Raw genomic sequence first — 26,719 nt, 5'->3', positions numbered from 1 at the left:
CATTTCAAATAATTTTAGGGGCTGTACAGATAACTATCCCCTATTTTTATTCTGCTTTTTATTCTGCGGTATCAACTTCCCCACCAGCATCAACCCAGTCTTTGATCGCACCAAGATTGCGAACATTCTCATAGCCCATGTCCATGAGGACTTTACCGCTAAGCGCTGATCGCCCACCTGACGCACAGTAAAGAACAACCATTTTGTCACGTGTCAGTTCTTTCTGGTGCATTGGCGTCGTGGGATCCGCCTTGAACTCTAACATACCACGGGAAATATTAATTGCTCCAGGGATCATGCCTGTTGCTTCAAGTTCCTGCGCATCCCTTACGTCAATAACAACCACGTTGCTCTGACCCAATACTTCCATTAACCCGGCGGGACTGATTGTTGGCACCTCTGCCTTGGCTTGTGCCACAATCTCCACTACGGACTTAATCATAACTGAATTCTCCTTTAATCCTCTCAGCTTCGAGAAACATTCACCTAACTTACACAATGATCAAAAACAGTGACGTGAAAAACTTATGTCAGATTTTAAATTCAGAAAACTAAATTTTCGTTATGTTCCCAAATAGAAACCACAATCATCAATATAACTCTCCCCTTATCCTCTCAATCAAGGTATTTGCACGATTAAACACACCATATCAAAACACTAATATTTAGGATAAATTAATCATATTAAATGAATATTTTATAATTAAGTTTGGTAACTGGGCTTAAAAAAAGAATTAGATTGAAATTGAATGGTGCAAAAAAAGAAATCTTGCACATTATTTTTTTATAAAACAGTGCTGATTACTGTCTCAGCGCTAACATACATCTCTATTTCTTTTTCAGCCGATTTCACAATTATCAATGGACAGACAGAAACAACAACACAATTACTTTCCACTGATGGCGATGTTGGCATCGTCGAACAAGGTGGAGCTATTTCAACAGTTGGGAATACAAATTACGCCATTCGTTCAGATGCGAACAACGCGATAATTTCAAGTTCGGGTACGCTCACGACTACCGGCGACAATTCGTTTGGTATTTTTTCTCGTGGAACCAATGCGAATGTTACAAATGCAGGCTCAATTTCAACACAGGGTGCTGCAACATATGGCATCGTAACGAATAACCTGAACACAACGATATCCAATTCGGGATCCATTTCTACAACAGGTAATATTGCAGACGGCATTCTCTCTGTTGGCAATAATACAGTTATTAATAATTCCGGTAGCATCACAACAACTAACGGCAATTCAAGCGGCATTAATACCACAGGAACAAATGCCGTCATTAATAATACCGGCACCATCACAACAACAAATGGTAGCGCTCATGGTATTTTTTCACAGGGAACCGGAGCCACGATTACAAACGCAGGAACTATCGACGTTACTGGCGCCGGATCTGACGCCATATCAATATCCGGTAATAATACCACCGTTGTCCTGACAACGGGCTCGAACATAAACGGAGATATTGATTTCAGAGCCAGCACAGGTGGTAAAGTAAAGCTGCAGAATGTTGTGGTACCTCCTTCAACCGGGGGCGGAATCGCCGTAAAAAAAGTACCTATTGCTGTTCCCAATATCGTAGGAACACATACCCTGGAAACAGCACAATCAATTGCTAGTGGAGACATTGGTAACAGTGTTTTAGTTGAAAACAACGATACAATCGCAATCATTTCGCCAGATATCTTTGCCCGTGCCGATCTCGCAATTACTCAGGTCGCTATAAATTCAGATAATTTAGTTCATAATCATTTATTCCAAACCCATATGAACAAGGATGAAGGCACGCCAATAGGTTTACAAATAGCAGATGCAGAGATCCTATTAAGTGACTTCCCAGAGCTAGCAGAAGCATTTGAGAGATCTAATGAACCAACAACCGCCTGGGTAGAAGGTTTCGGATCATATCAAGAGCGCCCCCGCCACAACGATGCAAGTTTCAGTCAAACTAGAAGCGGAGGAGTGCTTGGAGGCATAGATTTGCCCACGACAGAACGCGGATATACCTTTGGCGTGTTTGGTGGGGGCTTTATCGCTCAACTTGAACTTGGCGAGAAAAAATTCAGGGATATAAAAAGCAATGGTGTAATTGCAGGAGGTTACGCGAGTACGAAAGTCAATGATTTAAACATTGATATACAACTAACTACCGGCATCTCCTTCAATGAAAGCGAACGTAAAGTTTCTTCAGACGTAGCCTCTGCAGACTATAACAGCTACTTTATCAGTCCCTCTCTTACCGTCAGTAAAACAACATTTCATGAATGGGGGGTCCTCGTTCCCTCGCTGACATTTCGCTATAACGGCCAATATACCGAAAGTTATAAAGAAACCGGATCTATCGCCGATCACAATGTCGAAGATCAGTACAGCAACATATTAGGCGGCAGAGCCATGCTTAAGGCAGAGCTAAATGACATTCAAACAAGAAACGGTATTTTAAAATCAGCTGTTAGAGCAGGTATTGATGGTCGAAGTACAATCGGAGACAGATCAACTGACTTAACTGTGTTAGGTAATGATATCACAATTAATCAAAAGGGTTCGGATCAAGTAATTGATGGTATTGCAGGTCTAAATTTTTCATATACCCTTGATAATGGTGCAGAATTTTATATTGATAGCGAAATTAAACTCGGCTTGAATAACGACAATACCACAGACAATTTTGGTACATCTCTTCGCACAGGATTACGTTGGAACTTTTGAGTTGGAATTTTTAATTTCGCAAACTCTCCAGAATAAACACAGATAACTCAAGACTGTACTTTTAATTATAAATTAATCATAAAGATGCAAAATTTCGACTATTGCTGGGGTAGAAGGCAGTAGTTCCCCCACTTTTTCATAAGCATGTGTGTTGTCTTTTAACCTGTTTAGAAGAGGTCGGTTCATGTCTCTGTCAAAATTTTCTTTCCGCAATTTAAAGCTGGCATACCAAGTTAATCTAACAGGCATTATTGCCTTAATGGGGTTTATTATTGTCGGCGGCATCCTATTCACCAGCTCAAAAACCGTACTCTCCTCGCAAGAAACACAAACACGCTCTGCAAAGGCCATGGAGCTCGTTTCCAGTGTTAAATACGAGTTTCTCAACGCTCGTCGTCGCGAAAAAGATTTTTTGATCAGACTGAACGAAAAATATATTGGGCAGCATGCCGAGGTAATTACCAAAGCATCCAGTGAATTAACCCAGCTAAGAAATCTGTTAACTGAACCAGACGTTTTAACCGCCATCGATATGACGCAAGACGGAATAAAAAAATATCAAACTCAATTTGACCTCGTTACGAACGAATGGATCAAAATGGGTCTGAGCGAAGAAGAAGGGTTACGCGGAAAACTTAGAAGTTCAGTTCATAATGTAGAAAGTAAGCTTAAAGAGTTCAAAAATGATCGCTTGCTTGTCACCATGTTAATGATGCGACGCCATGAAAAAGATTTTCTCTTACGTTTACAAGACAAATACATTGGCCGCATGGATACGCGCCTGGAAGAATTCAGTGCCGATTTGGCTAAATCCGACATACCAACAGCCTCGAAGAAAGAAGTTTCAACATTATTAGCTTCTTATCTCAGCGACTTTAAAGCACTCGCGGCCACAAGACTGCAAACAGAAAATAACATAAAGCTTCTCAGCGCAATATTTGCTGATATGGCTCCCCACTTTGATCTGGTTTTTGAAAACACTCAGAAAAATTTTCATGAAGCCGCAACGAAAGGAACAACAGCGGTTAACGACAGTCAAAATTTGACGTTAATGATGATTATAATTGTTACGCTAATCGTATTAACGATTGGCTTACTGATTGGCAAAGGCATAACAATTCCACTGAAAAGTCTGACCCAGAGTATGACCGGTTTAGCAGGCGGGAATAAAGAAACCGATGTGCCCGTCACAGATAGAAGTAACGAGTTAGGTGAGATGGCGCGGGCTGTTTTGGTTTTCAAAGAGAACATGATTAAGGCTGAAGAACTCGCCATAGCTCAGGCTGCGGAACAAGCTGAGAAACTTAAACGGTCTAACAGTATCAACCAGTTAACCGAAGATTTTGAAGCGCAAATCAAAAAAATCCTTGGCTCAGTTGATGGGGCTGTGGGGCAAATGGAAGATACTGCCAGTTCTATGAACAACTCGGCAGATCAGGTCAGTAAACAATCAACTGCTGTTGCCAATGCCGCAAACGAAGCCTCTGCCAACGTTCAAACTGTCGCATCAGCTTCAGAGCAATTAGCAGCATCCATTAAAGAGATTGGCTTACAAGTTAGTAAATCAACCCAAGTAGCTTCCGATGCCGTGAAACAGGCAGATAATACCAACTCTGTCATTCAGGGATTAGATCAATCTGCTCAGAAGATTGGCGAAGTTCTTGCCCTGATCCATGATATTGCAGAACAAACAAACCTTCTCGCCCTGAATGCAACAATCGAAGCGGCACGCGCAGGTGAAGCCGGTAAAGGTTTTGCTGTTGTGGCCTCAGAAGTAAAGAGCCTCGCCAGCCAGACCTCTAGCGCGACAGAAGAAATTGGAAACCAAATTACTGGCATACAAAATGCCACAGGCAATGCTGTTCAAGCCATTGGTTCCATAGGTCAAACCATAGGCACAATGGATGAAATAGCCTCGGCAATTGCTGCTGCTGTTGAACAACAGATGGCTGCAACACAGGAAATTGCCCGCAATGTCGAACGAGCGGCAAACGGTACTGACTCTGTGACCCAGAATATTAATAGCGTCAGCACAACAGCCAAAGAAAGTGAAGTCGCGGCCATTCAAGTCAAACAGGCATCCGTTGAACTTTCAGGGGAATCAGGAAAACTCAATTCCTACGTATCGAGCTTTATCCAACAAGTGAAGGTTGCGTAAGATCCTCAAATTAACAATGGCCACACATCGGTAAAGTGTGGCCATTGCGTTAACTACAAAATAAAGAAAGAGCCACCATTAATGAAAAGCAGTGTTTAGATTGGCAAACTCCCCAATCTTTCTCTCTTTAAGCGTCAGGGTTTCGCATTCCTGATCAAGATCACGGTATTCCTGACTAAAGATTTTCTTGAACTCATGAAAATCTTCTTCGGTAACCCAATAGTCAACAGTCAGATAACGTTGAGGATCTGTTTGGTCCTGAACCAGTTCTGTTCTGATATAGCCAGCCCCCATGGTAAAGAGCTGCACCCAATCACCTTCGGAGCCGTAAAAGTCTTCAAAATGGCTATTCGCGCCTTCTTTGACGATAAATTCCCATATGTAACAATATGATTGCTCGGGCATCACAAGCCCCCTTTAACCAAGATAATAGCCTATACCCTAAAAATACTCAGGTAAGATTTTTGCCAGGTTATCCCGAATACGATTTCTCAGCGGTTGATCAAAGCTTTCGCGATTAAAGACTTCACCCGTCACCCGTTCAAACAGGTTTATATATTTTTCACTGAAAATTTCTAAGGTTTCATCTGGAATTTCGGGAATATCATCTCTATAGGGGTCGCAACGCTGACTTACCCATAAACGCAAAAATTCTTTATCCAGACTTTCAGGTTCAAGGCCTTTGCCCATCTGTTCCTGATAGCTTTCAGCGATCCAATAACGACTTGAATCCGGTGTATGAATTTCATCAGCCAATGTAATTCGACCGTCTTGATCAACCCCAAATTCATACTTTGTATCAACCAGAATAAGTCCGTTTTTCGCTGCAATTTCACGACCGCGGGCAAAAAGAGCCAGGGACAAGCGCGCCAGTTCTTCCCAAACACCTTTGGATAAAACACCCTGATCAACAATTTGAGCCGCCGTAATCGGGGCATCATGGTCACCTTGGGCAGCCTTTGTTGTCGGCGTGATAATTGTCTCAGGAAGCTTCTGGTTTTTTTTCAAACCTTCCGGGAAATCGTGACCGTAAAGATTGCGTTCGCCCCGCTGGTACATGGGCCAGATTGATGTTTCAGTTGACCCAGTCATGTAATCACGAACCACCATTTCAATCGGCAGCATTTCAAGGTTGCGACCAATAACAACATTTGGGTCCGGAAAGTTGATAACATGGTTCGGGCAAATGTCTTCCGTTTGTTCAAACCAGAAACGGGCTGTCTGGTTCAGAACTTGTCCTTTGTGGGGGACTGCTGCTAATATACGGTCAAACGCAGACTGCCGATCTGTCGCAATCATGATCCGACGGCCATCAGGAAGATCATACGCATCCCGAACCTTGCCTTGATAATGCTTTGGAAGTTCGGGGTAAGTAGCATCAGTAAGCCTATTTATTAGCGCTTGCTGAAAGTCCTGATTTTTGTCGCCCATCGCGATGGTTCCCTAAAGAATAAATCTTGCGCAGGGTGTCCCGTTCTTACATCAGTCACCCGTGAATGATCTGGCTTAAATATCACCCCTCTTGCCTGTTCACAAGATCTTGTATCACCCAAGGATAAACAGACGTAACAAACAGAATTTCCAATTCCCTTTGTTTGTGTCATTATTAGGTCATAGCAGTAATGGCTCCTGCGCTTCACGAATAGGATATTGATGTTAGAGTTTGCTTACCCGGAACACAAACAACTCTATGATTACTGGGACAAAAAACGCGGTGACCGCTTTGCCCCTGGCAGAAAAGATATTGATCCTATCGATTTTCCCCTTCTTCTCCCTAATCTCTGCCTTTACAAAGTTCACAGCGATCCTCTGCGATACGAAGCGACTTTAATGGGCACAAAAGTAGTAGAGATTTGGGGCGTAGATTACACAGGAAAATTTGTAGAAGATATTATACTCGGCCCTGTATATGACCAGGTAACAGCCCAATTCAAATATGTTGTTACCCACAAAGAACCGACTTTACACGATCTGGATGCCAGTTGGCTGGACAGAGATTACATTAAATATTCCCGCCTGATGCTTCCCCTGTCAGATAACGGTACGGATGTAACGCGCCTTTTGGTTTGTGTTCTTCTCAAGACAAAAGACCATCTTGCTTAACTAATTTACTTCGATTGATTGCCAAGATAATCAATTAACACTCGATAAGATCCAAGGATATGTTCTCTCGTTCGTTTTGCTGCCAGCGCACCATCTCTTTGTAAACAAGCTTCCAAAATGCCATGATGTTCACGAATGGCGATTTCCATCCCGTTGGTCAGGACCAACTGCGCCCGAAGATAGGAATCAACCCGATCAATAGCCTCACCTACAAGTTTGAGATGATAAGGACGTTCTGCATCTCTATATAAGGTTTCGTGAAATAATCGGTTCCACTCTCCCCATTTAGATGCCTCAGCTTCTGTAGAAAAGCTGTCACAGTATTCCTTTGCCTCTTCCAGCGTTTCGTCACTCATATTAGCTACGGATTTTTCAATAACAATCGGCTCAAGATTGGCTCGAATTTCGTATATCTCTTCCATTTCTGCATGAGACAAAGGTGAAACGACATAACCTTTGTATCGCAGGGACTGAACCAAGCCCTGTGCTTCCAGTCTTTTCAGTGCTTCTCTGACGGGAATACGGGACACATTAAACAGCTCTGCAATATGGGCTTGTCGCATCGACTCCCCGGCCTGAATCTGCCCACTAATAATAGAATCCCGTAGCGCATCAAAGATCACATCTGAAGAAGAAGCCGTTTTTGCCAGGTTCGTTGCAAAAATTTTCAATATTTTTCTCCTCAGGTAAATCTTTCATAATTCTAAAAAAATTCTTTTGTAACAAAGGCATCACTTTATTTTCATATTTGTTGCTCAAGCAAATCTATTAAAGCAGAAGCAATAATGCAAAAATTTATATTGAATATTGTATACAATCTGAATTATACAATAATTAGGCTACCAAGAACCAGATAAAAAATAAGACGACTGGCCTGAACGTTATCCCGGAAAATTAATCGGAACGTTTACCAACAAGGTACAAAGCGAATTCAACAGTTGGAGGAAAAAATGATAAAAGGTTTTATGAAAACACTTGCGCTCGGCGGATGCCTGGCTGCATTTGTTGCTCAACCAGCAGCACAAGCTGATAAGCTGGATGATGTTATTGACGAAGGTGTTCTACGTTGCGGCGTTGTTCTTGACTTTCCCCCCATCGGTTATCGCGATGCTAACAACGAGCCTGCTGGCTTTGATGTCGAGTATTGTAAAGATCTCGCCGCTGCTCTGGAAGTTGAACACGAAATTCTACCGGTCACATGGGCAGAGCGCCTGCCTGTGATTGTGACCAACTCTGCTGATGTTGTATTTGGTGGTACATCTGATTCCCTCGCCCGTGCCAAGACTGTTGGTTTTTCCATTCCCTACGCAATTTACTATGCTCAGGCTGTTGTAGGTAAGGAAACTGGTATTAAGACCTTTGAAGACATGAAAGGCAAACGTGTCGCTGCTGCTGTCGGGACTGTTCCGGAACAGGAATTCCTCAAGATTGCAAAGGAATGGGGTACAGAAAACCTCTATCAAGGATACCAAAGTGAAAACGAAGTTTTCCTGGCTGTTGCTCAAGGCAAAGCGGATGTTGGTATCACAACGAATACGGCAGTTAAGCCAATCGTTGAAAAATACGATACAATAGTTGCTGGCCCCCGTATGCCATGGACAACAGATTACACATCAGTTGTTGGTCCGCGTAAAGATGTGACCTGGTTGAACTATCTGAACCTTTTTGTAACCCATCAGGTACGTTCTGGCCGTTATCAAGAACTCTGGGACGCCTATGTTGGTGGAGAAGCACCTGAATTACGTATTCCCGGCGTTCTGTACTAGGGCGCAATTGTATCAGGCAAATGGTACCTCTTAAGGATGTTTGGCAATCATGATGATCTGTGATTATTCATCAAACATTCTTCTTCTCGGCAAAGCACTATTTTGTGTGTTTGATCAGTGCCTTGTCGAGGTTAGTTGGAGTAATACTTGTGGACTATAATTTTCACTGGCGTCCGGTATTAAGAAAAATTCCAGAGTTATTGGAAGCAGGTCTCTTAACATTGGAAGTAGCTGTATTGTCCATGTTGCTTGGCATTGCAATCGGGCTGGGGCTTGCGTTACTTCGTATGAAGGGGCCAACACCTCTGCGCCAGATCGCAACAACCTGGGTTGAGATCGCCAGAAATACACCAGCCCTTTTCCAGCTCTTTTTCTTTGGCTTTGGTTTGGGTGCTTTTGGTCTTCATCTTTCCCCCTATCTGATTGTGTTGGCGGGACTAACCTTTAACAATGCGGGGTACCTGGCTGAAAACTTCCGTGGTGGCTTTCTCGCGGTTCCGGAAACCCAGGTCCGTGCGGCAAGATCTCTGGGCATGACGGCGATACAGACTTACGTCCGTATTATAATCCCGCAGGTTTTGAAAATTGTTTATCACCCCATGACAAACCAAATGGTTTGGGCTGTGCTTATGAGCTCGCTGGGGATGCTGGTCGGTTTTCGTGAACTATCTGGTGAAACCCAGTTCTTTGCGTCAAAAACCTACCGCATTTTTGAATACTTCGCTGTGACTGCTGTCATTTATTACATCATCGTCAAAATCATTCTTCTGGCATCAAATCTTGTCGCCAGACGTTTGTTCAGATATTGAGAGAGGAAAACTAGATGAGTACTTCTGCTTCCTTTTTCAGCGACTTCCAGATCACGGATTTACTTTTTCTGGGTGAAGCAGCAGGCCGCACACTCGGAATTTCTGCTGTCTCGATTACAATAGGTACTGTTTTAGGCTGTGTATTCGGATGGGCGCTTCAAGAGTCCAAATGGCTCGCACAAGTAACTATCGGAACCATTCTTGATGTCTTTAGATCTGTTCCTTTAATTATCCAGCTGATCCTGTTTTATAACTTCTTTCCGATCATCGGTTGGAAAATGGGCCCCTTCGCTGCCGGTGCGTTTGTTCTCAGCATCTACACGGCGGCTCTAGTTGCCAACGTTGTTCGCGGCGGTATCGACGCCGTTGGTGATCCCATGCGCCGCGCAGCCAGATCACTTGGCATGTCGTACTGGCATGATCTACGTTACGTTGTCTGGCCAATCGGCCTGCGGGCCGTGTTCCCTTCATGGGTCGGCGTTGCGCTCAGTGTAATCAAGGATAGTGCTCTGGTTTCTGTCTTGGGTTATCTGGAGCTACTGAGAGCATCCCAGATCCTGATTACCAGAACACAAGAACCCTTTATAATTCTGGCATGTGCCGGGGCATTCTACTTTGCCCTGTCTTACCCCCTATCCAAATACTCCAAAAAGCTCGAAGAAGGTTGGGCCTCATGATAGAGATCAAACAACTCCATAAATATTTCGGGGCTCTCCACGTGCTACAGGGGATCGACCTGAATGTCAGTAAAGGCGAAGTTCTGAGCATTATTGGTTCTTCCGGATCAGGTAAATCAACTCTGCTTTACTGCATCAATGGACTGGAAGAAATTCAACAAGGCCAGGTTGTCGTTGACGGTACCCCTGTTCATGACAGGAAAACCGACATCAATAAACTGCGCCAGCGTTTAGGGATGGTCTTTCAGCAATGGAATTCCTTTCCCCACCTCACCGCTTTGGAAAATGTTGCTCTGGCACCTAAAATCGTCAAAAAGGTATCCAGAGATCAAGCAAAATCCATCGCAGAAAAGCAACTCAAACACGTCGGGCTCGGCGACAAACTGGATGTCTATCCGTCAGCATTGTCTGGGGGACAGCAACAACGTCTGGCTATCGCACGAGCATTGGCTATGGAACCCGAATACATGTTGTTTGACGAAGCAACCTCTGCTCTGGATCCCGAATTGGTCGGCGAAGTTCTTGATACCATGAGACTTCTGGCAGAAGAAGGCATGACTATGATCTGTGTGACTCATGAAATGGGCTTTGCCCGTGATGTTTCAGATCGTGTTGCCTATTTCCACCAGGGTGTCATGGAAGAAGTTGGCCCGCCCGAACAGATCTTTGGTGCGCCACAATCTGTTCATACCCAAAAGTTTTTAGCAAACGTCCGATAGGAATCACTGTTCTTCCGGATAAAATATACTACCCTTAACCATTTTTGAAATCAGTACAGGAATAAGACCATGTGGAAAGGCGTTATCCCAGCCGTCACGACAAAATTTGATGAGAACGATAATCTCGACCATGCAGAAATGAAACGCTGCTTTGATTATCAAATGGATGCAGGTTGTGACGGTCTGATCGTCGCAGGCTCTCTTGGTGAAGGCTCTATGCTTTCCAAAGAAGAGAAAATTGCTGTTCTGAAAACAGCAAAAGAGTCCACTGGCGACAAACCGGCAATCATGACCATCAACGAAGCCGCTACCCGTGACGCCTGTGCAATGGCCCAGGCATCTCAAGAAGCTGGCGCTGATGGTATCATGTTGGTTCCAAGTCCGATTTACCACACAGATCCGCGCGAAACTGTCGCCAGCATGCGCCAGGTTGCCGAAGCAAGTGATCTTCCGATCATGATTTATTCAAACCGTGTTGCTTACCGTGTTGATGTGACACCAGAAATCATGGAAGAACTCGCAGACGAAAAACGTTTTGTTGCGATCAAAGAAAGCTCTGACGATATTCGTCGCACTACTGAAATCATCAACAAGTTCGGTGACCGTTTTGATGTTTTCACAGGCGTAGATAACCTTGGATATGAAGCTCTGAGCGTCGGTGCTATCGGATGGGTTGCCGGTCTTGTGGTTGCCTTCCCGAAAGAAACTGTTGCTATCTATCGTCTAATGCAAGCTGGTCGTAATCAGGAAGCGCTTGAAATCTATCGCTGGTTCCGTCCTCTACTGGATCTTGATGTATCTACTTACCTCGTTCAGAATATCAAGCTGGCTGAACAGATTGAACTCGGTTCAAACGATCGCTGTCGTATGCCACGTATGCCATTGATTGGCGCACAGCGTGAAAAAGCCGAAAAAATTATCCGCGACGCAATCGCTTGCCGTCCAGAACTACCCACTCTCTAGTTTTCCCTATCACTGAGAGTTACTCGGCTGGACGAGCTTCTGCTGCCTCGTCCAGCTTTTTTCCTCCCTGTTCCACGCGATGAAACGCCCGGGTAGCAAACGATTTAATTAACAAACCACCCGATGGGTGGATACACTTTATTAAGGTACATTATAACCGCTCATACCTAACCAGATAATAAGACAGGTCGAACAATGGATAATTACTTCCCTTCTATTCTCAACGATGCCATTGGCCCTGTTATGCGCGGAGCATCCAGCTCTCATGTCGCTGCCGCCTATCGAATTGGGCGGTTGGGACGAGATTATATGAACGGAGAGTTCACTAGAGTTTTGATTGAATACGATCCCAACGGATCACTGGAACCAACCCATGACAGCCAAGGTTCTGACATGGGATTGTTTACAGGATTACTGGGTTGGGAGATTACAGATGATCGTATGGTAGATGCGCAACAGCATCTTGAGGCGAAAGGCACAGATGTTGAAATAGCCATAACCGACTATGGCGCAACACACCCCAATACTTATAAACTTACTCTGACCAATGATAGTGAAAGTTGCTGCATCATTGCGATCTCGATTGGTGGCGGCATTATTGAAATCATCGCCATTGATGACATCAAATTATCTCTCTACGGGGATTACCATGAAACCTTTATCTGGACCGAAGATACAAGCCTTCACCAACAATTAAATAACTTATCTTTTGTCGATACAGTTGAAGAACATCAGGGATTACAGGGGAAAGTCCTACGGATTAAAGGACAACAGGCACTGTCCGAGCAAAATTTGCCTGCCAAGTATCAGATAAAAGCTATTAAAAACCTGGCACCCATCCTTCCGGTTGGCAGCTCAACCCAAATGAAACTTCCCTTCACCACCAGTGAAGAAATGATTTCCGACAACAAAGATAAAAACCTCTCGCTTTGGGAACTCGCCTTAAAGTACGAAAGTGCACGCGGTAATATATCGGAAACTGAAGTCTTCGAAAAAATGCGCGACATTGTACGTATTCTTGAAAAGTCCATTGCAGATGGCATTGAGGGTACCCAGTACATGGATCGGATTTATCCGGCACAAGCCCCCGCCTTTAAGCAAAAAATAGCTGGGAATTCTTTTCTCAATATGGGGCTTTACAACGATGCAATTCTCTCGGTAACCGCCCTGATGGATGTAAAGAGTTCCATGGGCGTTATTGTTGCCGCCCCGACGGCGGGTTCATGCGGGACTCTACCCGGCACCTGCCTTGGCGTCGCAACAGCCCTTAACATGGACGAAGATCAAAAAGTAAAGGCAATGCTGGCAGCAGGTCTGATTGGTGTTTTCATTGCCCGCATGGCGACCTTTTCTGCTGAAATCGGGGGGTGCCAGGCTGAAACTGGGTCAGGTTCCGGTATGGCCGCCGCCGGGCTGGTCACTTTACTCGGCGGGTCATTTGATCAATGTCTTTCCGCAGCATCAATGGCTTTGCAAAACACCTTTGGCCTTATTTGTGATCCCGTCGCAAATCGCGTTGAAGCGCCCTGTCTGGGGAAAAATGTTATGATGGCTGGCAATGCATTATCAGCGGCAAATATGGCAATGGCCGGCTTTGACCATCTTATCCCCTTGGATGAAGTTATCATTGCCATGCACAAGGTTGGACAATCCCTCCCCTGCGAACTTCGCTGTACCGGGAAAGGTGGCTTGGCCATGACCCCCACAGCCAAGGCCCTGGAACGTAAACTAGAGAGGAACGTAAACTAGAGGGGTAAGAGAGTTAGAGTAAAATCAAACTAGCCGAGCGAACCAATTCAAGGATAGAAAACAGATTATCCAGAGGAGAGGTTAAAACGGGAGATCGGCGACCTTGCTATGTGATGTTTTTTTATGCCAATTTTTATCATCAAAACTCTGAATTTCTATCCGATACCCGTGCGGACTTTCAAACAGAGAGCTATAAACAGAGAACCGTTCTGAATGACTTGGTTTCTTGATATAATTAACTCCCTTTGACGTTAGGAAATCATGCCAACCATCAACATCGCTGGAAACGATGGTGATCATAACACCCGCTTGAGAACGAGATACCGAACCGGGACGATCCGGCAAGCAGCAAACACCCAAATAGCTCAACCCTGTTAGTCGATAGATATGACAAGCGCCCTGATCAACAACAAACTCTAACTCCATCGTTTCGCGAAAAAATTTAGATGCCAGTTCAAGATCATCACAATAGGTGAAAACAATGGATTGATTAATCTCGGGACGTTGCGAATTGTCTCGGTTTGGTTCCTCGTTCACGTAAATTACCTATATTTCAAAAAGAGCCCGACAAGCATTCAGCAGAAAATACCCTAGTACGCCTTGATGATAAGATACATCAGCCGATTTGATTTCTCACCTTAACGTCCCAATGCCGCCCCCTAAATTCTTGATCAGGATTGTCAGAACCGGAAAGGCGCGATAACGCACCAAGAATAAATTTGACCTCCCCCGCGTCATCAACCATGGGTAAATGTATCGCCTCAATCAACATTGTCTGTTGGGATGTAGAAAGAATCTCTTCCTGAGAAACATAGGCGATACGTTTAATTGCCGCCTCTTCATAACTGGCAAGAATAGCCACCGCACTTTCCCCAAAAGTGCTTTCATCAACATACTTATCTGTAAAATGCTGTCCCAACGAATAATTGATGTAAGTCCCTTGTAAACGGACCAAAGCCGCAAAAGGATTGTATTCAAGCTCCATAAGGAAGACGTGTGGCAGGAATTCCAGTGGAATCTCCATAGGCGCAAGCGCTGATTTAAGCGGCAATCCCTTACACCTTGGAAGCGATTGCCAATACTCATACACCCCTTTCACAGGTGCAGTCAGATTATTCAAATCAGTGGCCAAATCACTGGATTGTTCCACGCTTTACTATCCCGTAGCAACTTTATCTAAACCTAAAATATGGCTCAATATTCTTAAATATATGATAAGCTAGAAATTATAATTTAACGATACGAATTCAACTGAAGAACTTAATCTTGCCTTTGAAGACGCGCAGAACAATTGAAATTGACTTAAGAAGCAAAACCTCTTTCAAGAGCATTATCTTATCGGGCAATCAGGGCTTACTGAGAAGATTAGATCAGGCAATATTACTTATCGCTTTAAGATCCCAACGACGCCCTCTGAATTCATGGTCATGATTTGTCGAACCAGAAATTCGCGACAAAGCCCCAAGAAAATAATTCACCTGCCCCTCTTCATCCACCATAGGCAGGTGAATGGCTTCAATTACCATCGTTTGACCTGATATTCCATGGACTTCTTCATGAGAGACATAGGCAATACGCTTGATTGCTGATTCTTCATACCCCGCCAAAATAGTTGGCGCGCTTTCTCCAAAGGTACTTTCATCAATATATTTGTTTGTAAAATATTCCCCAAGTGAGTGATTGATATAAGTACCCTGCAAGCGAATTAAAGCAGCAAAAGGATTATATTCTAACTGGACAAGAAAAACATAAGGTAGATATTCCAATGGCATATCTACCGGATCGAGAGAAGATTTTAAGGGTAATCCCTGAAATTTTGGCAATGCTTCCCAATATTCATATATAGCCCTGACCGGCGCTGCCAAACTATCGAGATCAGCGTATTGTCCCACTCTTTAAACCCCCTATTTAATCCGCAAGAAACAGAATAACCTTGGGGCAATATACGTAAATATAAGATATTCGAAAAGTTATATTTCAACTATAAAAAGTATTTCTTTGTCTCAAACAAAAGACTGGGACTTCGATATGAACACTCGTTTAAATAATATTCTGTAAAATCGTTTTGCGAATGCCATCTCTTCGTTGCTCATCGACGGAAAAACTTTGTTTTTCCGCACCAGTAAGCGTTTCATTACCCTGTTCATTACCAAGATTCAAATTTGCCTGAAGCTGGCTCTTCTCACCATTTTCCAGATCAGTCTCACTTGCTGGTGTAAAATTTTCTGACACAGAGTTTTTGACATTCTCGTCAATAAGCTTAGCTATTTTCTCTTCAATTTTTTTGCGATCTTCCGGCGTCATGTTTTTGAGATCGTCTTCGGTCAGACCAAGAGACCTCAAAACTTGAGCCCGCATCCGCTCGCCAGGAGTCTGTCCGATAATATCCTTAAATGCTGCAACTGATTTGTCATGCTCGCTTTGATCATCAGCTAAAGGCGTGAGGTATTGACTGACATCAGCATCCGGCACATTAGAGGCAATTTGTTGCGCATAAAAAAGTGTTTGCGAAGTCTGCGCACCAGCCAGTGTAATGGCTCCGGCTGTTTCAGTTACCGGGTCATTCTTACCTGTCGTAATATCTTTATAGGAAGAAGTTGCACTTTTTGCCGCGGCCTCATTTGACGCATAGGCAGTTTTTGCCAGGTTGTAATCTCTTGCAGCCTGAACTTTTGTCAATTTCAACTGCTCTTCAACCCGACTAACCCTTTGGTTCGCCTCAATTACAGCATTTGTCCTACTTAGCAACATGGCCCTTATCCATTTGTATGAATAGAAAGTACATGTAACTAAACAAGCAATTTGTATGCCATAATGAATGTTTTAGAGAAGCGTCTTTATATCTTCTAACAACATTTATTATTGTTGATAAACATAAGAAACATTTTCATGCCCTGATAATTTCTCACGTAATTACTTGATTTTATTCTTGCAACTGCGGTCCTAAGACCTACATTGACACTCAGAAACTAAGATAAAATTACCTACTGAACACGGAATTTCATTTTATGAAAAGATCAAAATCGCTAAAAATTGCACTCATGGGTGCAAGCGTTCTGGCTTTGAGTGCCTGTGAAGAACCCCAAGATGTTGCCATTTTTGAAAATGCGGACCAGTGCTCTCAACAGGATGGTTTTGATCGTGCCTCTTGCGAAGAAAACATGCAACTTGCTAAGGAAGAGCATATTCGGGTTTCGCCGAAATATACATCTGTAGAAGATTGTGAAGCTGATTTTGGGTCAACACAATGTGAAATTGCTCCGGTACAAACATCAAGTGGTGGATCTGTTTTCATGCCCTTAATGATGGGCTATATGATGGGTAACATGCTAAGTGGTGGTTCGCGTGTTGCAACGCAGCCTCTTTATAGATCTGCAGACGACCCCAAGAATTTCAGAACCGGTGATAATCAAAAGGTTGCGGGAAAAACAGGCGTATCAAAGGTTCCTGCGAATGTAGCAAAAGCACCGACGACAAAGACGAGCACGGTTAGACGTGGCGGCTTTGGCGCCAGCGCCCCACGTACGACATCATCTCGACGAAGTTTCGGCGGCTAGATATACAGACCGTATTTTACATTATAATCGTCCTCTTTAAGTTGGGTACAAACTTATGCAACGTATTTCGCTGGAACAACGTGATGATTGGAAAACACAGGCTGAAAATTTAGGTTTCAACTTTCACACAATTGATGATGCGCCCTATTGGGATGAGAGCGCATGCTATCGTTTTAGCCTAGAGCAAATAGAAAACGATATCGAAGATCCCAGTGAAGAGATTGAAAACCTCTGCTTTGAAGTTGTGCAAAGAGCGATCAATTCAGAAGAAATACTCACGAAACTCGCAATCCCTACCGATTTTTGGGACTATATTCGCGCGAGCTGGTTTAATCAGGAAAAGAACCTGTACGGACGACTTGATTTTTCCTATGACGGACAAAGCCCTGCCAAACTTTTGGAATATAACGCAGACACACCGACATCACTCTACGAAAGTTCGGTTTTTCAATGGCTTTGGCTTGAACAAGCCATGGAACTTGACCTTATCCCCAAAGGTTGCGACCAGTACAACTCTATTCATGAACAGCTTGTAGAAGCTTTTCAGAACATGCACCGCAATAAAGATATTGATGGAAAATTACACCTCGCCGCATGCCAGGATACGCCAGAAGATGAAGGTACTGTTCGTTATTTAGAAGAATGCGCCACCCAGGCAGGATTGGACACCAGATTCTTGTTTATGGAAGAAATCGGTGTAGATGCGAACGGCCACTTCACCGACCTTGACGACATGGGCATCAGAACACTGTTCAAGCTATATCCATGGGAATGGATCATGACAGACGATTTTGGCAAAGCTGTTCCGCAAAGTGGAGTGACTTTTATCGAGCCAGCCTGGAAATCTATTCTATCTAACAAGGGCCTTCTCCCTCTTTTGTGGGAAATGTTCGAAGGACATCCAAATCTTTTACCCTCCTATTTCGCGAATGATCCAAGCGCTGCAAACCTCGAAGGCGATTATGTAAAAAAGCCGCTATTTTCTAGAGAGGGCAGTAATATCGAAATGATACGCCAAGGAGAGCAACCCTTAAAAGTTGCAGGCCCTTACGGCGAAGAAGGTCATGTTGTCCAGGCTTTGCATCCTTTACCTGTGTTTGAAGGAAATCACACGGTTATCGGATCCTGGCTTGTGGCTAGTAAACCATGTGGCATGGGAATTCGCGAAGATAACTCCCCCATTACCAAAGATAGTTCCCGATTTCTGCCGCACGTCATTTATTAATCTATGTAATTAATAAACCTTCCAGACCTATCCTCAGCCCAAACGCCCGTAAAACGTCATACGTGCAGCTTCTGAAAGGGCAACGCCAGATTCCGAGTTATAAGCCAGAACCACCAACATACGGGTTCGTTCACCTTCAACCGGGGCAACCCTGTGAATAGCATTACGCCCCCGGAAAAGAACGAGAGCACCCGCGCCCATAGAAAGTCGGCTAACTGGTATCTCACCATCAAGAACTTTGCCAACACCTGCAAAATTCATGTCCCCCTGATCGGCATCGCGTAAATCACCTACATATTCAAAAGCACCCCCCGCTTCAGGTTCTTGGATCATCAGGGTCGTTGCAAAGGACGAATTATCAAAATGCCACCCCAATTCCTGACCCGTTCGCGCATAATGCAGGTTGATGGATGATAAAGGGTCGGCATATTGATACAGAGCTTTTTCATTTAAAACAGTACAGAGAAACTCCTGAAACTCAGCGTCATGATAAAGCGTTTGCAGAGGAGAGTTCTGCGGAATTTGATCATCAGTAATACATCCCTTAGAGGAAATTACCTGGCGATTTCGAGGATGGTTATCATCAAAGTCAGGATCTTGAGGGCTTAAGTAAACAGTATGTTTTTGTGCGCAGAAATAGGCTTGATCCTCATGCCTTTCACCTTCTGCTTTTACCTGCGCAACAGCCTCGGGCAACAAAAACCCTTCAAGAACCAAGGCCCCATCTTGATCAAGCTTTTCCTGACAGGATTTCATAAAGCCCTCATCCGATATCGGGTGCTTTTTTAAATCGATAATATTTACCAAGCTCATCATCTGTTCCCTTACATTGCGTTATCTCGCCACTCTATCTCACTTTATTAATTCAAAAAACATTGTATTATCTTACAATAAAGAAAGAAAAATATGGTTAGATATACAATCAAACAATGTCATTATTTTGCTGTCGTTGCTGAACAGGGCGGCATTGCACAGGCTGCCCGTGTCTTAAATATCTCTCAACCGGCAATAGCCCAGGCAATTGATAAACTTGAAGATATAACCCGGCTTCAACTCTTCGACAGACAACATGCAAAGGGTATGTCCCTGACCATCGCCGGGCGGAGTTTTCTTTTGGAAGTTCGTGATTTACTTAACCATGCTGAAGCTGTTCACAGAAGTACCGAAAATATTGCCTCAAATTTACAAGGCGCAATAAGACTTGGATGTTTCCAATCTATCGCTCCATTCCATATTGCCCGATTAGTCAGTAGCTATCGCAAACAAGTGCCACGAATTCGGATTGACGCAGAGGAACATCTACAGGAAAAACTTATTTCAAAATTATTGGATGAAGAACTTGATCTGGCTATTCTCTATAACCTTGATCTAGATCCTTCTGAATTATCCTGGCATATTTTAACGAGACCCAGCCCCTATATTCTCTTGCCAGAAAATCATTCACTGTCAGGACATCAATCGCTAAGTTTGCAAAATCTGGCCGACGAGCCATACGTCTTATTCGACGCTCCGGGCAGTAGAGAATATTTTTACACCATTTTCGCGGCACACAATATTACCCCACAGATTGCCTTTCGATCAACGTCACTGGAATCAGTACGCAGTGCTGTTGGTCATGGTTTGGGCTTTTCTCTCCTTACAATGCGCCCGCAAACAACACAGACCTATGACGGACATATTGTCGTCCCTATAAAAATCAAAGAGCGTATTGATCCAACCGAAATCGTAATAGCCTACAAACCAAGAATAGTCTTACCTGGCATCCTTTTAAACTTCATCGATTACTGTCAAAAAGATTTCACAGCTTCCGAATTATCATGATTAATCGCTTTTCACTTACAAACGGGAACTCAAAAGCTTGATACCCGCAAAAGCAAAAAAACTTCCTAATGCAAATTGAATGGAACGACGCGCTTTAGCGTATAGATGCACCATCACTGGTGTTGAGAAAGATACAGCATAAGTTAAATGAATAATCACAGACAACAGAGATGTACCGGCAACAATTGTCACCCCAACCCAAACCGGAGCACCTTCTGTTAAACCAATTGAAATAATGGCAATCCACGCTAATACTGCTTTCGGATTTGTCATTTGAATAGCCAAACCACGTAAAAAGTAACCTACAGGGCTTCGATCTCCCCCGGCCAAGGTCTTCGTAACTAGATCAGTTTTCTGGCGGGCAGCCTTGAATGATTTATACGCCAGCCATAACAGATATAGTCCACCACCAACCTTGATAATGGTCAAAGCTATTGCATAGGTTGATAACAACGCAGATAACCCGAGCACGGTAAGCATTGCCCAACAGAACGACCCCAAAGAAACGCCGAGTGCCAACGCCATGCCCGATTTACGTCCAACTTCCATCGATGTGCCAATAACGGCCAATACATTTGGGCCAGGGCTTGCGATTGAAATAAGAAAAGCTGCATAAGCAAGAAGAATACCGGGTAAATATATTGCAATGCTATCCATAATACTCCCTTTCAGGCACTTCCATTCCTAAAGGTAAAGAAATACCTACAAATTATAAAAGAAGAGTATAGCAGAATTTTCCCAAAAAATGCTTCGCTTCTGAACGAACTATATATTTTAATATAAAGCGACACAAACCAATCACTGTATCACTGGTTTTTCAACAATTCTTTCGGCCGGGAAAATCACTGTTGCCACAGTCCCCTTGCCCAGTTCACTTTCCAGTTTGAATTCTCCACCGTGATTAGCGACCAAGGCTTTAACTATTGAAAGTCCAAGTCCCGTGCCATCATGATTACGTGTCATACTACCGGCAACCTGTCCAAAAGCTTCCTGAACACGTGCTATATGCTCTTGTGAAATTCCGATCCCCGTGTCCGCAACACGAACACTAAAGCCCTTGGGGTCACATTCCAAGCAGACAAAAACCTTCCCGCCAGGATCGGTAAACTTAATGGCATTGGTCAAAAGGTTAAGCAAAATTTGCTTGAACTGTCGGCTATCCAGCAATGCGTATAAGTCAGTTGTATTATTCTCGGTAATAATATTTATCTTACCTGATTCCGCACGATCGTTGACAAGAAAAAGAACTGTTTCGATTGTCTTCTCTACAAGGATAACCTCTTCATCCAGTTCCAGTTCGCCAGCCTCAATACGGGAAATATCCAAGATATCATTAATCAACTGCAGCAAAAATTTACCAGATTTTTGTATATCGGCCACATACTCTGCATTCTTCTGACTCCCTAACGAGCCAAAAATCTCGTGATTAAGCGTTTCTGAAAAACCAATAATCGAATTAAGAGGGGTTCTTAGTTCATGGCTCATATTAGCCAGAAATTCCGATTTGGCTCGACTGGCCATTTCGGCACGGTCTTTTTCCAACATCAATTCCTTAGTACGTTCTGCTACACGTGTTTCCAGATTTTTATTTACATCCCGAAGCGCTTGTGAAGAAAGGTCCCGTTCAATATTGACCGTTACCGCCGAACGTAATGTCAAAAAAACAATTATCAACAACCCCAGAGCGACCCCCCCCAAAACCAGTGTAGTGAGCAGAATAAGACGATCAATTTCAGCGATCCGATCCGTCACGTCATAATAAATTTCAAAGGCACCCCGAAAATGCCCTGGATCATCAAGCCTCATAAGCGGTACATATGTTTCAACTACATTCCGTGTAACAACTTCACCTTCCAAGCTGAGCTTATCTTTGCGTACCAGTTTGGTATAAACCCCTCCCTTTGCGACAATATTATGAAAATAATCATTTTCATTTAATTTTCCGATATCGTTTTCATCGGTCGAATAAACGATTGTGCCATCAGGGGCGAATAATTTGAACTTGACAAGCCCCAGTCCACGAGCAAAAGACAGAGCATCTTCTTGCATATCTTCTGATAGAGAAGAAACAAAAATATCATCATCATTCTGTATAATAAGATCATCAGCTAAATGATGACCAGCACGCACAGCTTCTTCTTCAGTGTGCTGAATAACGAAGCTGGAAAAGAGAGGCAGGACAATAAAATAGTCCGCCAAAGGAAAGGTAACTGCGATTAAGAGAGATACAATAAATATCCCGCGTAAATACCCCGTCCTGAAGACAGTTTTAATTTGAGATCGTAAGTTTCTATACTTCTTTTTGTTACCAGACTGACTTTCGAGAGTCTCCGCACTTTTTTCTGCCAACAAGCTGTTCTCCGATTTTTACTCTTGCCCCCTCGAGAAAACTCAGAACACACTTCCTAAAACATATAGGTAAGGACTTTAAAAATTATGAAGAAACTTACTGATCTTCATTTTAATGTAAAATCATCCTAATCCCTTGTATGTCAGAAGTGCTTTTTCCCTTGATGACTTTAGACAGGTAATCACTTTGGGATAGTCACGCCCCAGCTCAATTCCTGCAGAATGAAGAACTTCCACAGAGGCTTCCCAGGGCGCAAAAATATAGCGTGCCGGTAACTTCGCAAGTTCGGGAACATACGTACAAATGTAATCGGCACCCTCGTCAAATCGCTTACTTTGCGTAACCGGATTGAAAATGCGGAAATAGGGTGCCGCATCCGCGCCAGATCCGGCCACCCACTGCCAACTGGCACTGTTACTGGCCAAATCGGCATCAACCAGTGTATCCCAAAACCACTTCGCCCCTTCTCGCCAATGAACACCAAGGTTCTTGGTCAAGAAGGATGCCACAATCATTCGAACACGATTATGCATGTACCCTGTTTGCCAAAGTTCTCGCATGCCCGCGTCAACAATTGGAACCCCGGTCATGCCCTGTTGCCACGCTTTCAGTTCCTTTTCAGAGCCAAACCAGCTAAAACCGTCAAACTTGGACTGAAAATTTTCATCGGAAAGCTTAGGAAAATGATAAAGCAAATAGTATGAAAACTCCCGCCAGGCCAACTCTGAACAAAAATGATCCCGATTTTCGCTATTGTCCTGTTTCAGAATTAAATCTAATACAAAGTTTGGCGATACTTCACCAAAGTGCAAATGCGGAGACAGTCTGGAAACACTTTTTTCCGACGGATAATCACGCCCTTTTTTATATCGGGCTAAGCCGTTTTCAATAAAGACTTCCAAAGCAATATGGGCTACCTTCTCCCCCATTGCCCAATTTGCACACACCCTTTCCACCCATACCTTTTCTCTGGGCAGCAAACTTAAGCCTTGCAGGCTTAAAGACTTGTCATCTTTTAAAGCCGTTATGTTTTTCGGTACAGGAACCGGTTTGGCAGGCAATGTACTGGCCCGACACGCACGATAATAGGGGGTAAAAACTTTATAGGGCGCACTGTCCTTCTTTAAAACTTCCCACGGTTCCCACAACAATGATCCATTGAAACTTTTAACGTCGATATTTGTATCCGTCAGGGTTTGTTTTATGCTTGTGTCACGTTTTATCCGCCAAGGCTCGTAACACCTGTTCCAATAAACACAATCTGCACCAAGACGTGCCGCCAATTCAGGGAGTATCTTTTCAGCATTGCCTCTGTATAAAGAAAGTTTTCCTTCTAACGAGCGATCCAGTTTTTCCAGAGAACCATTCAACCAAACTCGACTGGCATTCCCCATTTCCCAAGGGCCAGCACTTTCATCATCCAGGATATAAACAGGATAAAAACGTCCGGATTGAACCGCAGCACATAATGCCGGATTGTCTTCCAGCCTGAGATCTTGGCGAAACCACAAAATCGATACTTTTTCAGGCAAAATTAATTATCCACTCTATACACAAGAAAGAAATTCAAATCATTTTTTGGTACTATCTTAGAGACAATACACAGTTATTTTTACTGCCACAAACACATGTATTAATTCAAAAACCATAGAAATATTCATATTTTCCTGGTAAAAACCCAAAACCATGTTCACTATATGTTCCAAAACAACAAAACAAAGATAAATAAGATGGCCAAAGCATTTGCTCTTTCAGACAAACATCAAGAATTTATCCGGCAACAACCTCTATTCTTTGTCGCCACAGCGGGAAAAGACAGTCGAGTTAACCTGTCGCCAAAAGGCTTGGATAGTCTGCGTATCGTAAACCCAAACCGTATTATCTGGTTAAATGTCAGTGGCAGCGGGAATGAAACAGCAGCTCATTTGCTTGACGTTAATCGTATGACGCTCATGTTTTGCGCCTTTGAAGGTAACGCTTTGATTTTACGCGTATATGGTCAGGCCAAAGTCATACATCCCCGAGATAACGAGTGGGGCGAAGCGTTATCTAATTTCCCAGAGGCAGCAGGCAGTCGACAAATATTCGACATGGCAATAGATCTTGTTCAAACCTCTTGCGGAACTGGTGTTCCCGAAATGTCATTTGTTAAAAGCCGGGCAGAAGAAGAATTATTGCCCTTCTACGAAGATATGGGGCCAGAAGGTGTAAAGAAATATTGGGCACGTAAAAATATCAAAAGTATCGACGGCCACCCCACCGGAATTTTTAGTGAGATATAAACAAAAGTTCGTTGCCTTAATTTCGCCTCCTTAATTTCGCTGCCTTAATAAGGAATAACCTGTCCGTCCCAAGCAACTATCTGACCGCTATTATCCGATGTCATATCTTTGATAACGGACACCATCCTCTCTGCTGAATAGTACAGATACCAAACCGGCCTCTGGCCCCCGTTTAGTGACAAGTTTGACCTTGCCAGATAACGATTAAGGTCTGGAAGTTTCTTTATAATTGCCTCAATTGCTCACCAATTATATTTTAGAGAGACCTCAGCAACCCCCCCTAATCTGAGTAGTTGCAAATAATGAGTAATGCTTTTGCCTGCGAGCAAAGGCTTTTAAAGCTGCTTCGATGTCACAAATAGATATTTTGGGGGGCTTTTGAGCGCTTTATCCATAGGCTTTCCGGAACCTTGCACCCTTGGTGAGATTCCATCCTATTGCCGCCAGTGTAAATTGGGCATGGGTTCGAGCAAGACCCATAAAGCGGGAGCGGCCCATTCCCCAGAGCCGCTTCATTGATCCAAAGATTGCTTCAACACGTCCCCTTGTAACGCCAATCTCGACATTGCGAGCACGCTCTGTTGCTGAGAGTGTACGGCCTCTATACCCTTTTCGCTGAACCTGGTCAGTGATACCTCGCTCTGTCATCCACTCCCGAACCTTTTGTGAGGAATAGGCACTGTCCGCATAAAGCGCGGCCTCGCTACCATAAAGCAGATCGGTCAAGGAATTGATCTCGTGCCTGTTACCCGGCGTCAGGGCCGTGGCAAAGATAAATCCATCCTCGTCACAGTTCACAAATGCCTGATAGCCCCATTTGGCCTGAACTTTACCTTTTGTATTAACCTTCACATGGGAACCAGCCTCAGGGTCAGGTTTTCGTAATCCGCTTTGTGCAGCCTCAACCAACGTCGCATCAACAATGGCGACACGGCCCTCTTGAAGGATCACGTTTGATTGGCTGAGTTGCTCATTGATCTGTGTAAGCACCGCGTCCAGATGCCCTGTCTTTTCCAGGGCAATCCGGAAGCGTCCGAGGGTCGAAGCCTGAGGAACACCCTGATCCATCTCGAGGCGGCAGAACTTGCGAAACATCAAATCCCGGGCCAGTTGAGCCTCAAGCTTAACATCAGACAGATTGTGCCAAATTCCCAGAAGCAAGGCCCGAAACAACGTCATCGCAGCATAGCCCGGACGACCAGTCCGACCCTCGCCTTGTGGTAACAATGGCTCAAGAGCAGTCCAGTCGATCAATCCTTCGATACCCTCAAGCGCGCTCAGCGCGGGGTGATCCAAAAGCTCATGTGTCGCGAAAAGCGCGGGTTGGGTTTTGAAGCTTTGTTTCATAACCCAAAAAATACTAAATTAATCAAAATAGGAAAAGGTCAGAGTTTTGCTGAGGTCTCTCTTAGTAAAAGATAAAATTTTCCGCTGGTAACAACATGAAATCTCAGTACGAATTATATATTTGTGATATTACAGGTGAGCATGAACCTGTCGCGCTATTTATTTCAGATACCCCCTTTCCCAATCTGCAAGTTGGTCAACGCTTCGACGACCATGGATGGGATAGATTAAGGGGCATCGGAAAAATTGCCTCAGAACAAAATCCCCAACGCTACACAGTGCATTCTAATTAAAACGACACTCCTAAACCAAAAAGATATAAATATTTTCCAGACTTGGATAAACCTCTCACCTTTTCAGGGGCAAAGGTCACCAGCTTTCGGAGACACCATCCCCACAATGACGTCAGAAGAAGCAAAACAAGAGAAAAAGATTTTATAAAATCATTTGGATAGAATCATTGGGAAGGT

26 protein-coding genes are annotated in these 26,719 nt (G+C 43.8%); 13 read left to right on the top strand and 13 right to left on the bottom strand.

Features of this window, described 5'->3' with window-relative positions:
- Positions 1-58 precede the first annotated feature (58 nt).
- The gene (locus WH96_RS06100; RefSeq protein ID WP_047763191.1) at positions 59-442 is read right to left on the bottom strand and encodes a rhodanese-like domain-containing protein; all 384 of its coding nucleotides are present in this window, start codon (positions 440-442) and stop codon (positions 59-61) included.
- A gap of 307 nt (positions 443-749) precedes the next feature.
- Between WH96_RS06100 and WH96_RS06095 the strand changes: the two genes are divergently transcribed.
- Together WH96_RS06095 and WH96_RS22320 are read left to right on the top strand one after the other, a co-directional pair.
- Complete coding sequence (locus tag WH96_RS06095; protein WP_047763190.1) at positions 750-2,723, top strand: autotransporter outer membrane beta-barrel domain-containing protein; 1,974 nt, start codon at positions 750-752, stop codon at positions 2,721-2,723.
- 184 nt (positions 2,724-2,907) lie between these two features.
- Positions 2,908-4,881, top strand: coding sequence for a methyl-accepting chemotaxis protein (locus WH96_RS22320; protein ID WP_047763189.1), 1,974 nt, complete (start codon positions 2,908-2,910; stop codon positions 4,879-4,881).
- 78 nt (positions 4,882-4,959) lie between these two features.
- On the opposite strand, the gene WH96_RS06085 is transcribed toward WH96_RS22320, so the two are convergent.
- Both WH96_RS06085 and WH96_RS06080 read right to left on the bottom strand, forming a co-directional pair.
- The gene (locus WH96_RS06085; RefSeq protein WP_047763188.1) at positions 4,960-5,286 is read right to left on the bottom strand and encodes an antibiotic biosynthesis monooxygenase family protein; all 327 of its coding nucleotides are present in this window, start codon (positions 5,284-5,286) and stop codon (positions 4,960-4,962) included.
- 36 nt (positions 5,287-5,322) lie between these two features.
- Positions 5,323-6,312, bottom strand: coding sequence for a phosphoribosylaminoimidazolesuccinocarboxamide synthase (locus WH96_RS06080; RefSeq protein ID WP_047763187.1), 990 nt, complete (start codon positions 6,310-6,312; stop codon positions 5,323-5,325).
- 222 nt (positions 6,313-6,534) lie between these two features.
- Here WH96_RS06080 and WH96_RS21210 point away from each other — a divergent pair, with 222 nt between their 5' ends.
- Positions 6,535-6,984, top strand: a complete 450-nt coding sequence (locus WH96_RS21210) for a PAS domain-containing protein (RefSeq protein WP_053005730.1) — start codon at positions 6,535-6,537, stop codon at positions 6,982-6,984.
- Positions 6,985-6,989: 5 nt separating this feature from the next.
- Here WH96_RS21210 and WH96_RS06070 read toward each other — a convergent pair whose 3' ends face one another.
- Positions 6,990-7,655 (bottom strand): GntR family transcriptional regulator, encoded by a 666-nt coding sequence (locus tag WH96_RS06070; RefSeq protein ID WP_047763186.1) that lies wholly within the window; start codon positions 7,653-7,655, stop codon positions 6,990-6,992.
- A 279-nt stretch (positions 7,656-7,934) separates the two neighbouring features.
- Here WH96_RS06070 and WH96_RS06065 point away from each other — a divergent pair, with 279 nt between their 5' ends.
- From WH96_RS06065 to WH96_RS06040, 6 genes are all read left to right on the top strand, one after another.
- Positions 7,935-8,750, top strand: coding sequence for a transporter substrate-binding domain-containing protein (locus WH96_RS06065; RefSeq protein WP_218045013.1), 816 nt, complete (start codon positions 7,935-7,937; stop codon positions 8,748-8,750).
- Between the two features lie 149 nt (positions 8,751-8,899).
- A complete protein-coding gene (locus tag WH96_RS06060; RefSeq protein WP_047763185.1) occupies positions 8,900-9,559 on the top strand; it encodes an amino acid ABC transporter permease in 660 nt (219 codons plus the stop codon).
- Positions 9,560-9,573: 14 nt separating this feature from the next.
- Positions 9,574-10,236, top strand: a complete 663-nt coding sequence (locus WH96_RS06055; protein WP_053005729.1) for an amino acid ABC transporter permease — start codon at positions 9,574-9,576, stop codon at positions 10,234-10,236.
- A complete protein-coding gene (locus WH96_RS06050) occupies positions 10,233-10,955 on the top strand; it encodes an amino acid ABC transporter ATP-binding protein (protein ID WP_047763184.1) in 723 nt (240 codons plus the stop codon). Before WH96_RS06055 ends, WH96_RS06050 begins: the two co-directional genes overlap by 4 nt.
- 69 nt (positions 10,956-11,024) lie before the next feature.
- Positions 11,025-11,918: a dihydrodipicolinate synthase family protein gene (locus tag WH96_RS06045; RefSeq protein WP_047763183.1), complete on the top strand. Its 894-nt coding sequence runs from the start codon at positions 11,025-11,027 to the stop codon at positions 11,916-11,918.
- A gap of 195 nt (positions 11,919-12,113) precedes the next feature.
- On the top strand, positions 12,114-13,667 hold the full coding sequence (locus WH96_RS06040) for an L-serine ammonia-lyase, iron-sulfur-dependent, subunit alpha (protein ID WP_047763182.1): 1,554 nt from the start codon (positions 12,114-12,116) through the stop codon (positions 13,665-13,667).
- Positions 13,668-13,748: 81 nt separating this feature from the next.
- Here the strand turns inward: WH96_RS06040 and WH96_RS06035 are convergent, their stop codons facing one another.
- The 4 genes from WH96_RS06035 to WH96_RS06020 form a co-directional block, all read right to left on the bottom strand.
- Positions 13,749-14,204 carry a VOC family protein gene (locus WH96_RS06035; RefSeq protein WP_047763181.1) on the bottom strand — a complete coding sequence of 152 codons (456 nt, stop codon included), beginning with the start codon at positions 14,202-14,204 and terminating at the stop codon, positions 13,749-13,751.
- Positions 14,205-14,283: 79 nt separating this feature from the next.
- Positions 14,284-14,817, bottom strand: coding sequence for a PAS domain-containing protein (locus WH96_RS06030; protein WP_047763180.1), 534 nt, complete (start codon positions 14,815-14,817; stop codon positions 14,284-14,286).
- A gap of 220 nt (positions 14,818-15,037) precedes the next feature.
- On the bottom strand, positions 15,038-15,559 hold the full coding sequence (locus WH96_RS06025; RefSeq protein WP_047763179.1) for a PAS domain-containing protein: 522 nt from the start codon (positions 15,557-15,559) through the stop codon (positions 15,038-15,040).
- Positions 15,560-15,707: 148 nt separating this feature from the next.
- Positions 15,708-16,418, bottom strand: a complete 711-nt coding sequence (locus tag WH96_RS06020) for a hypothetical protein (protein ID WP_047763178.1) — start codon at positions 16,416-16,418, stop codon at positions 15,708-15,710.
- Positions 16,419-16,675: 257 nt separating this feature from the next.
- Here WH96_RS06020 and WH96_RS06015 point away from each other — a divergent pair, with 257 nt between their 5' ends.
- Positions 16,676-17,224, top strand: a complete 549-nt coding sequence (locus tag WH96_RS06015) for a DUF1190 domain-containing protein (protein WP_047763177.1) — start codon at positions 16,676-16,678, stop codon at positions 17,222-17,224.
- A gap of 55 nt (positions 17,225-17,279) precedes the next feature.
- Positions 17,280-18,449, top strand: a complete 1,170-nt coding sequence (locus WH96_RS06010; protein ID WP_047763176.1) for a glutathionylspermidine synthase family protein — start codon at positions 17,280-17,282, stop codon at positions 18,447-18,449.
- Positions 18,450-18,482: 33 nt separating this feature from the next.
- Here WH96_RS06010 and WH96_RS06005 read toward each other — a convergent pair whose 3' ends face one another.
- A complete protein-coding gene (locus WH96_RS06005; protein WP_218045012.1) occupies positions 18,483-19,262 on the bottom strand; it encodes a HalD/BesD family halogenase in 780 nt (259 codons plus the stop codon).
- A 93-nt stretch (positions 19,263-19,355) separates the two neighbouring features.
- Between WH96_RS06005 and WH96_RS06000 the strand changes: the two genes are divergently transcribed.
- Positions 19,356-20,270, top strand: coding sequence for a LysR family transcriptional regulator (locus WH96_RS06000; protein ID WP_047763174.1), 915 nt, complete (start codon positions 19,356-19,358; stop codon positions 20,268-20,270).
- 15 nt (positions 20,271-20,285) lie between these two features.
- On the opposite strand, the gene WH96_RS05995 is transcribed toward WH96_RS06000, so the two are convergent.
- The 3 genes from WH96_RS05995 to WH96_RS05985 form a co-directional block, all read right to left on the bottom strand.
- A complete protein-coding gene (locus WH96_RS05995; protein WP_047763173.1) occupies positions 20,286-20,927 on the bottom strand; it encodes a LysE family translocator in 642 nt (213 codons plus the stop codon).
- 141 nt (positions 20,928-21,068) lie between these two features.
- Positions 21,069-22,619 (bottom strand): sensor histidine kinase, encoded by a 1,551-nt coding sequence (locus tag WH96_RS21205; RefSeq protein ID WP_156176713.1) that lies wholly within the window; start codon positions 22,617-22,619, stop codon positions 21,069-21,071.
- A gap of 123 nt (positions 22,620-22,742) precedes the next feature.
- Positions 22,743-24,152, bottom strand: a complete 1,410-nt coding sequence (locus WH96_RS05985) for a cryptochrome/photolyase family protein (protein WP_047763172.1) — start codon at positions 24,150-24,152, stop codon at positions 22,743-22,745.
- Positions 24,153-24,350: 198 nt separating this feature from the next.
- On the opposite strand from WH96_RS05985, the gene WH96_RS05980 reads away from it, so the two are divergent.
- Entirely contained in the window at positions 24,351-24,902 is a 552-nt protein-coding gene (locus WH96_RS05980; protein WP_047763348.1) for a pyridoxamine 5'-phosphate oxidase family protein, read from the top strand.
- A gap of 387 nt (positions 24,903-25,289) precedes the next feature.
- On the opposite strand, the gene WH96_RS05975 is transcribed toward WH96_RS05980, so the two are convergent.
- Positions 25,290-26,249, bottom strand: a complete 960-nt coding sequence (locus WH96_RS05975) for an IS5 family transposase (RefSeq protein WP_047763171.1) — start codon at positions 26,247-26,249, stop codon at positions 25,290-25,292.
- Positions 26,250-26,719 lie beyond the last annotated feature (470 nt).

Source organism: Kiloniella spongiae, from assembly GCF_001026905.1.
GTDB classification, from domain to species: Bacteria; Pseudomonadota; Alphaproteobacteria; order Kiloniellales; family Kiloniellaceae; genus Kiloniella; species Kiloniella spongiae.
This window is presented reverse-complemented; position numbering and strand designations above follow the sequence as displayed.

Excerpts from the sequence above, each read along its gene's own strand:
- WH96_RS06015 (WP_047763177.1), top strand. The coding sequence starts at position 16,676 with ATGAAAAGATCAAAATCGCTAAAAATTGCACTCATGGGTGCAAGCGTT.
- WH96_RS06040 (WP_047763182.1), top strand. The coding sequence starts at position 12,114 with ATGGATAATTACTTCCCTTCTATTCTCAACGATGCCATTGGCCCTGTT.
- WH96_RS06005 (WP_218045012.1), bottom strand. The coding sequence starts at position 19,262 with ATGAGCTTGGTAAATATTATCGATTTAAAAAAGCACCCGATATCGGAT.
- WH96_RS22320 (WP_047763189.1), top strand. The coding sequence starts at position 2,908 with ATGTCTCTGTCAAAATTTTCTTTCCGCAATTTAAAGCTGGCATACCAA.
- WH96_RS21210 (WP_053005730.1), top strand. The coding sequence starts at position 6,535 with ATGTTAGAGTTTGCTTACCCGGAACACAAACAACTCTATGATTACTGG.
- WH96_RS06000 (WP_047763174.1), top strand. The coding sequence starts at position 19,356 with ATGGTTAGATATACAATCAAACAATGTCATTATTTTGCTGTCGTTGCT.
- WH96_RS06095 (WP_047763190.1), top strand. The coding sequence starts at position 750 with ATGGTGCAAAAAAAGAAATCTTGCACATTATTTTTTTATAAAACAGTG.
- WH96_RS06020 (WP_047763178.1), bottom strand. The coding sequence starts at position 16,418 with ATGTTGCTAAGTAGGACAAATGCTGTAATTGAGGCGAACCAAAGGGTT.
- WH96_RS06045 (WP_047763183.1), top strand. The coding sequence starts at position 11,025 with ATGTGGAAAGGCGTTATCCCAGCCGTCACGACAAAATTTGATGAGAAC.
- WH96_RS06065 (WP_218045013.1), top strand. The coding sequence starts at position 7,935 with ATGATAAAAGGTTTTATGAAAACACTTGCGCTCGGCGGATGCCTGGCT.
- WH96_RS06100 (WP_047763191.1), bottom strand. The coding sequence starts at position 442 with ATGATTAAGTCCGTAGTGGAGATTGTGGCACAAGCCAAGGCAGAGGTG.
- WH96_RS06010 (WP_047763176.1), top strand. The coding sequence starts at position 17,280 with ATGCAACGTATTTCGCTGGAACAACGTGATGATTGGAAAACACAGGCT.
- WH96_RS06055 (WP_053005729.1), top strand. The coding sequence starts at position 9,574 with ATGAGTACTTCTGCTTCCTTTTTCAGCGACTTCCAGATCACGGATTTA.
- WH96_RS05975 (WP_047763171.1), bottom strand. The coding sequence starts at position 26,249 with ATGAAACAAAGCTTCAAAACCCAACCCGCGCTTTTCGCGACACATGAG.
- WH96_RS06080 (WP_047763187.1), bottom strand. The coding sequence starts at position 6,312 with ATGGGCGACAAAAATCAGGACTTTCAGCAAGCGCTAATAAATAGGCTT.
- WH96_RS05980 (WP_047763348.1), top strand. The coding sequence starts at position 24,351 with ATGGCCAAAGCATTTGCTCTTTCAGACAAACATCAAGAATTTATCCGG.
- WH96_RS05995 (WP_047763173.1), bottom strand. The coding sequence starts at position 20,927 with ATGGATAGCATTGCAATATATTTACCCGGTATTCTTCTTGCTTATGCA.
- WH96_RS06050 (WP_047763184.1), top strand. The coding sequence starts at position 10,233 with ATGATAGAGATCAAACAACTCCATAAATATTTCGGGGCTCTCCACGTG.
- WH96_RS06085 (WP_047763188.1), bottom strand. The coding sequence starts at position 5,286 with ATGCCCGAGCAATCATATTGTTACATATGGGAATTTATCGTCAAAGAA.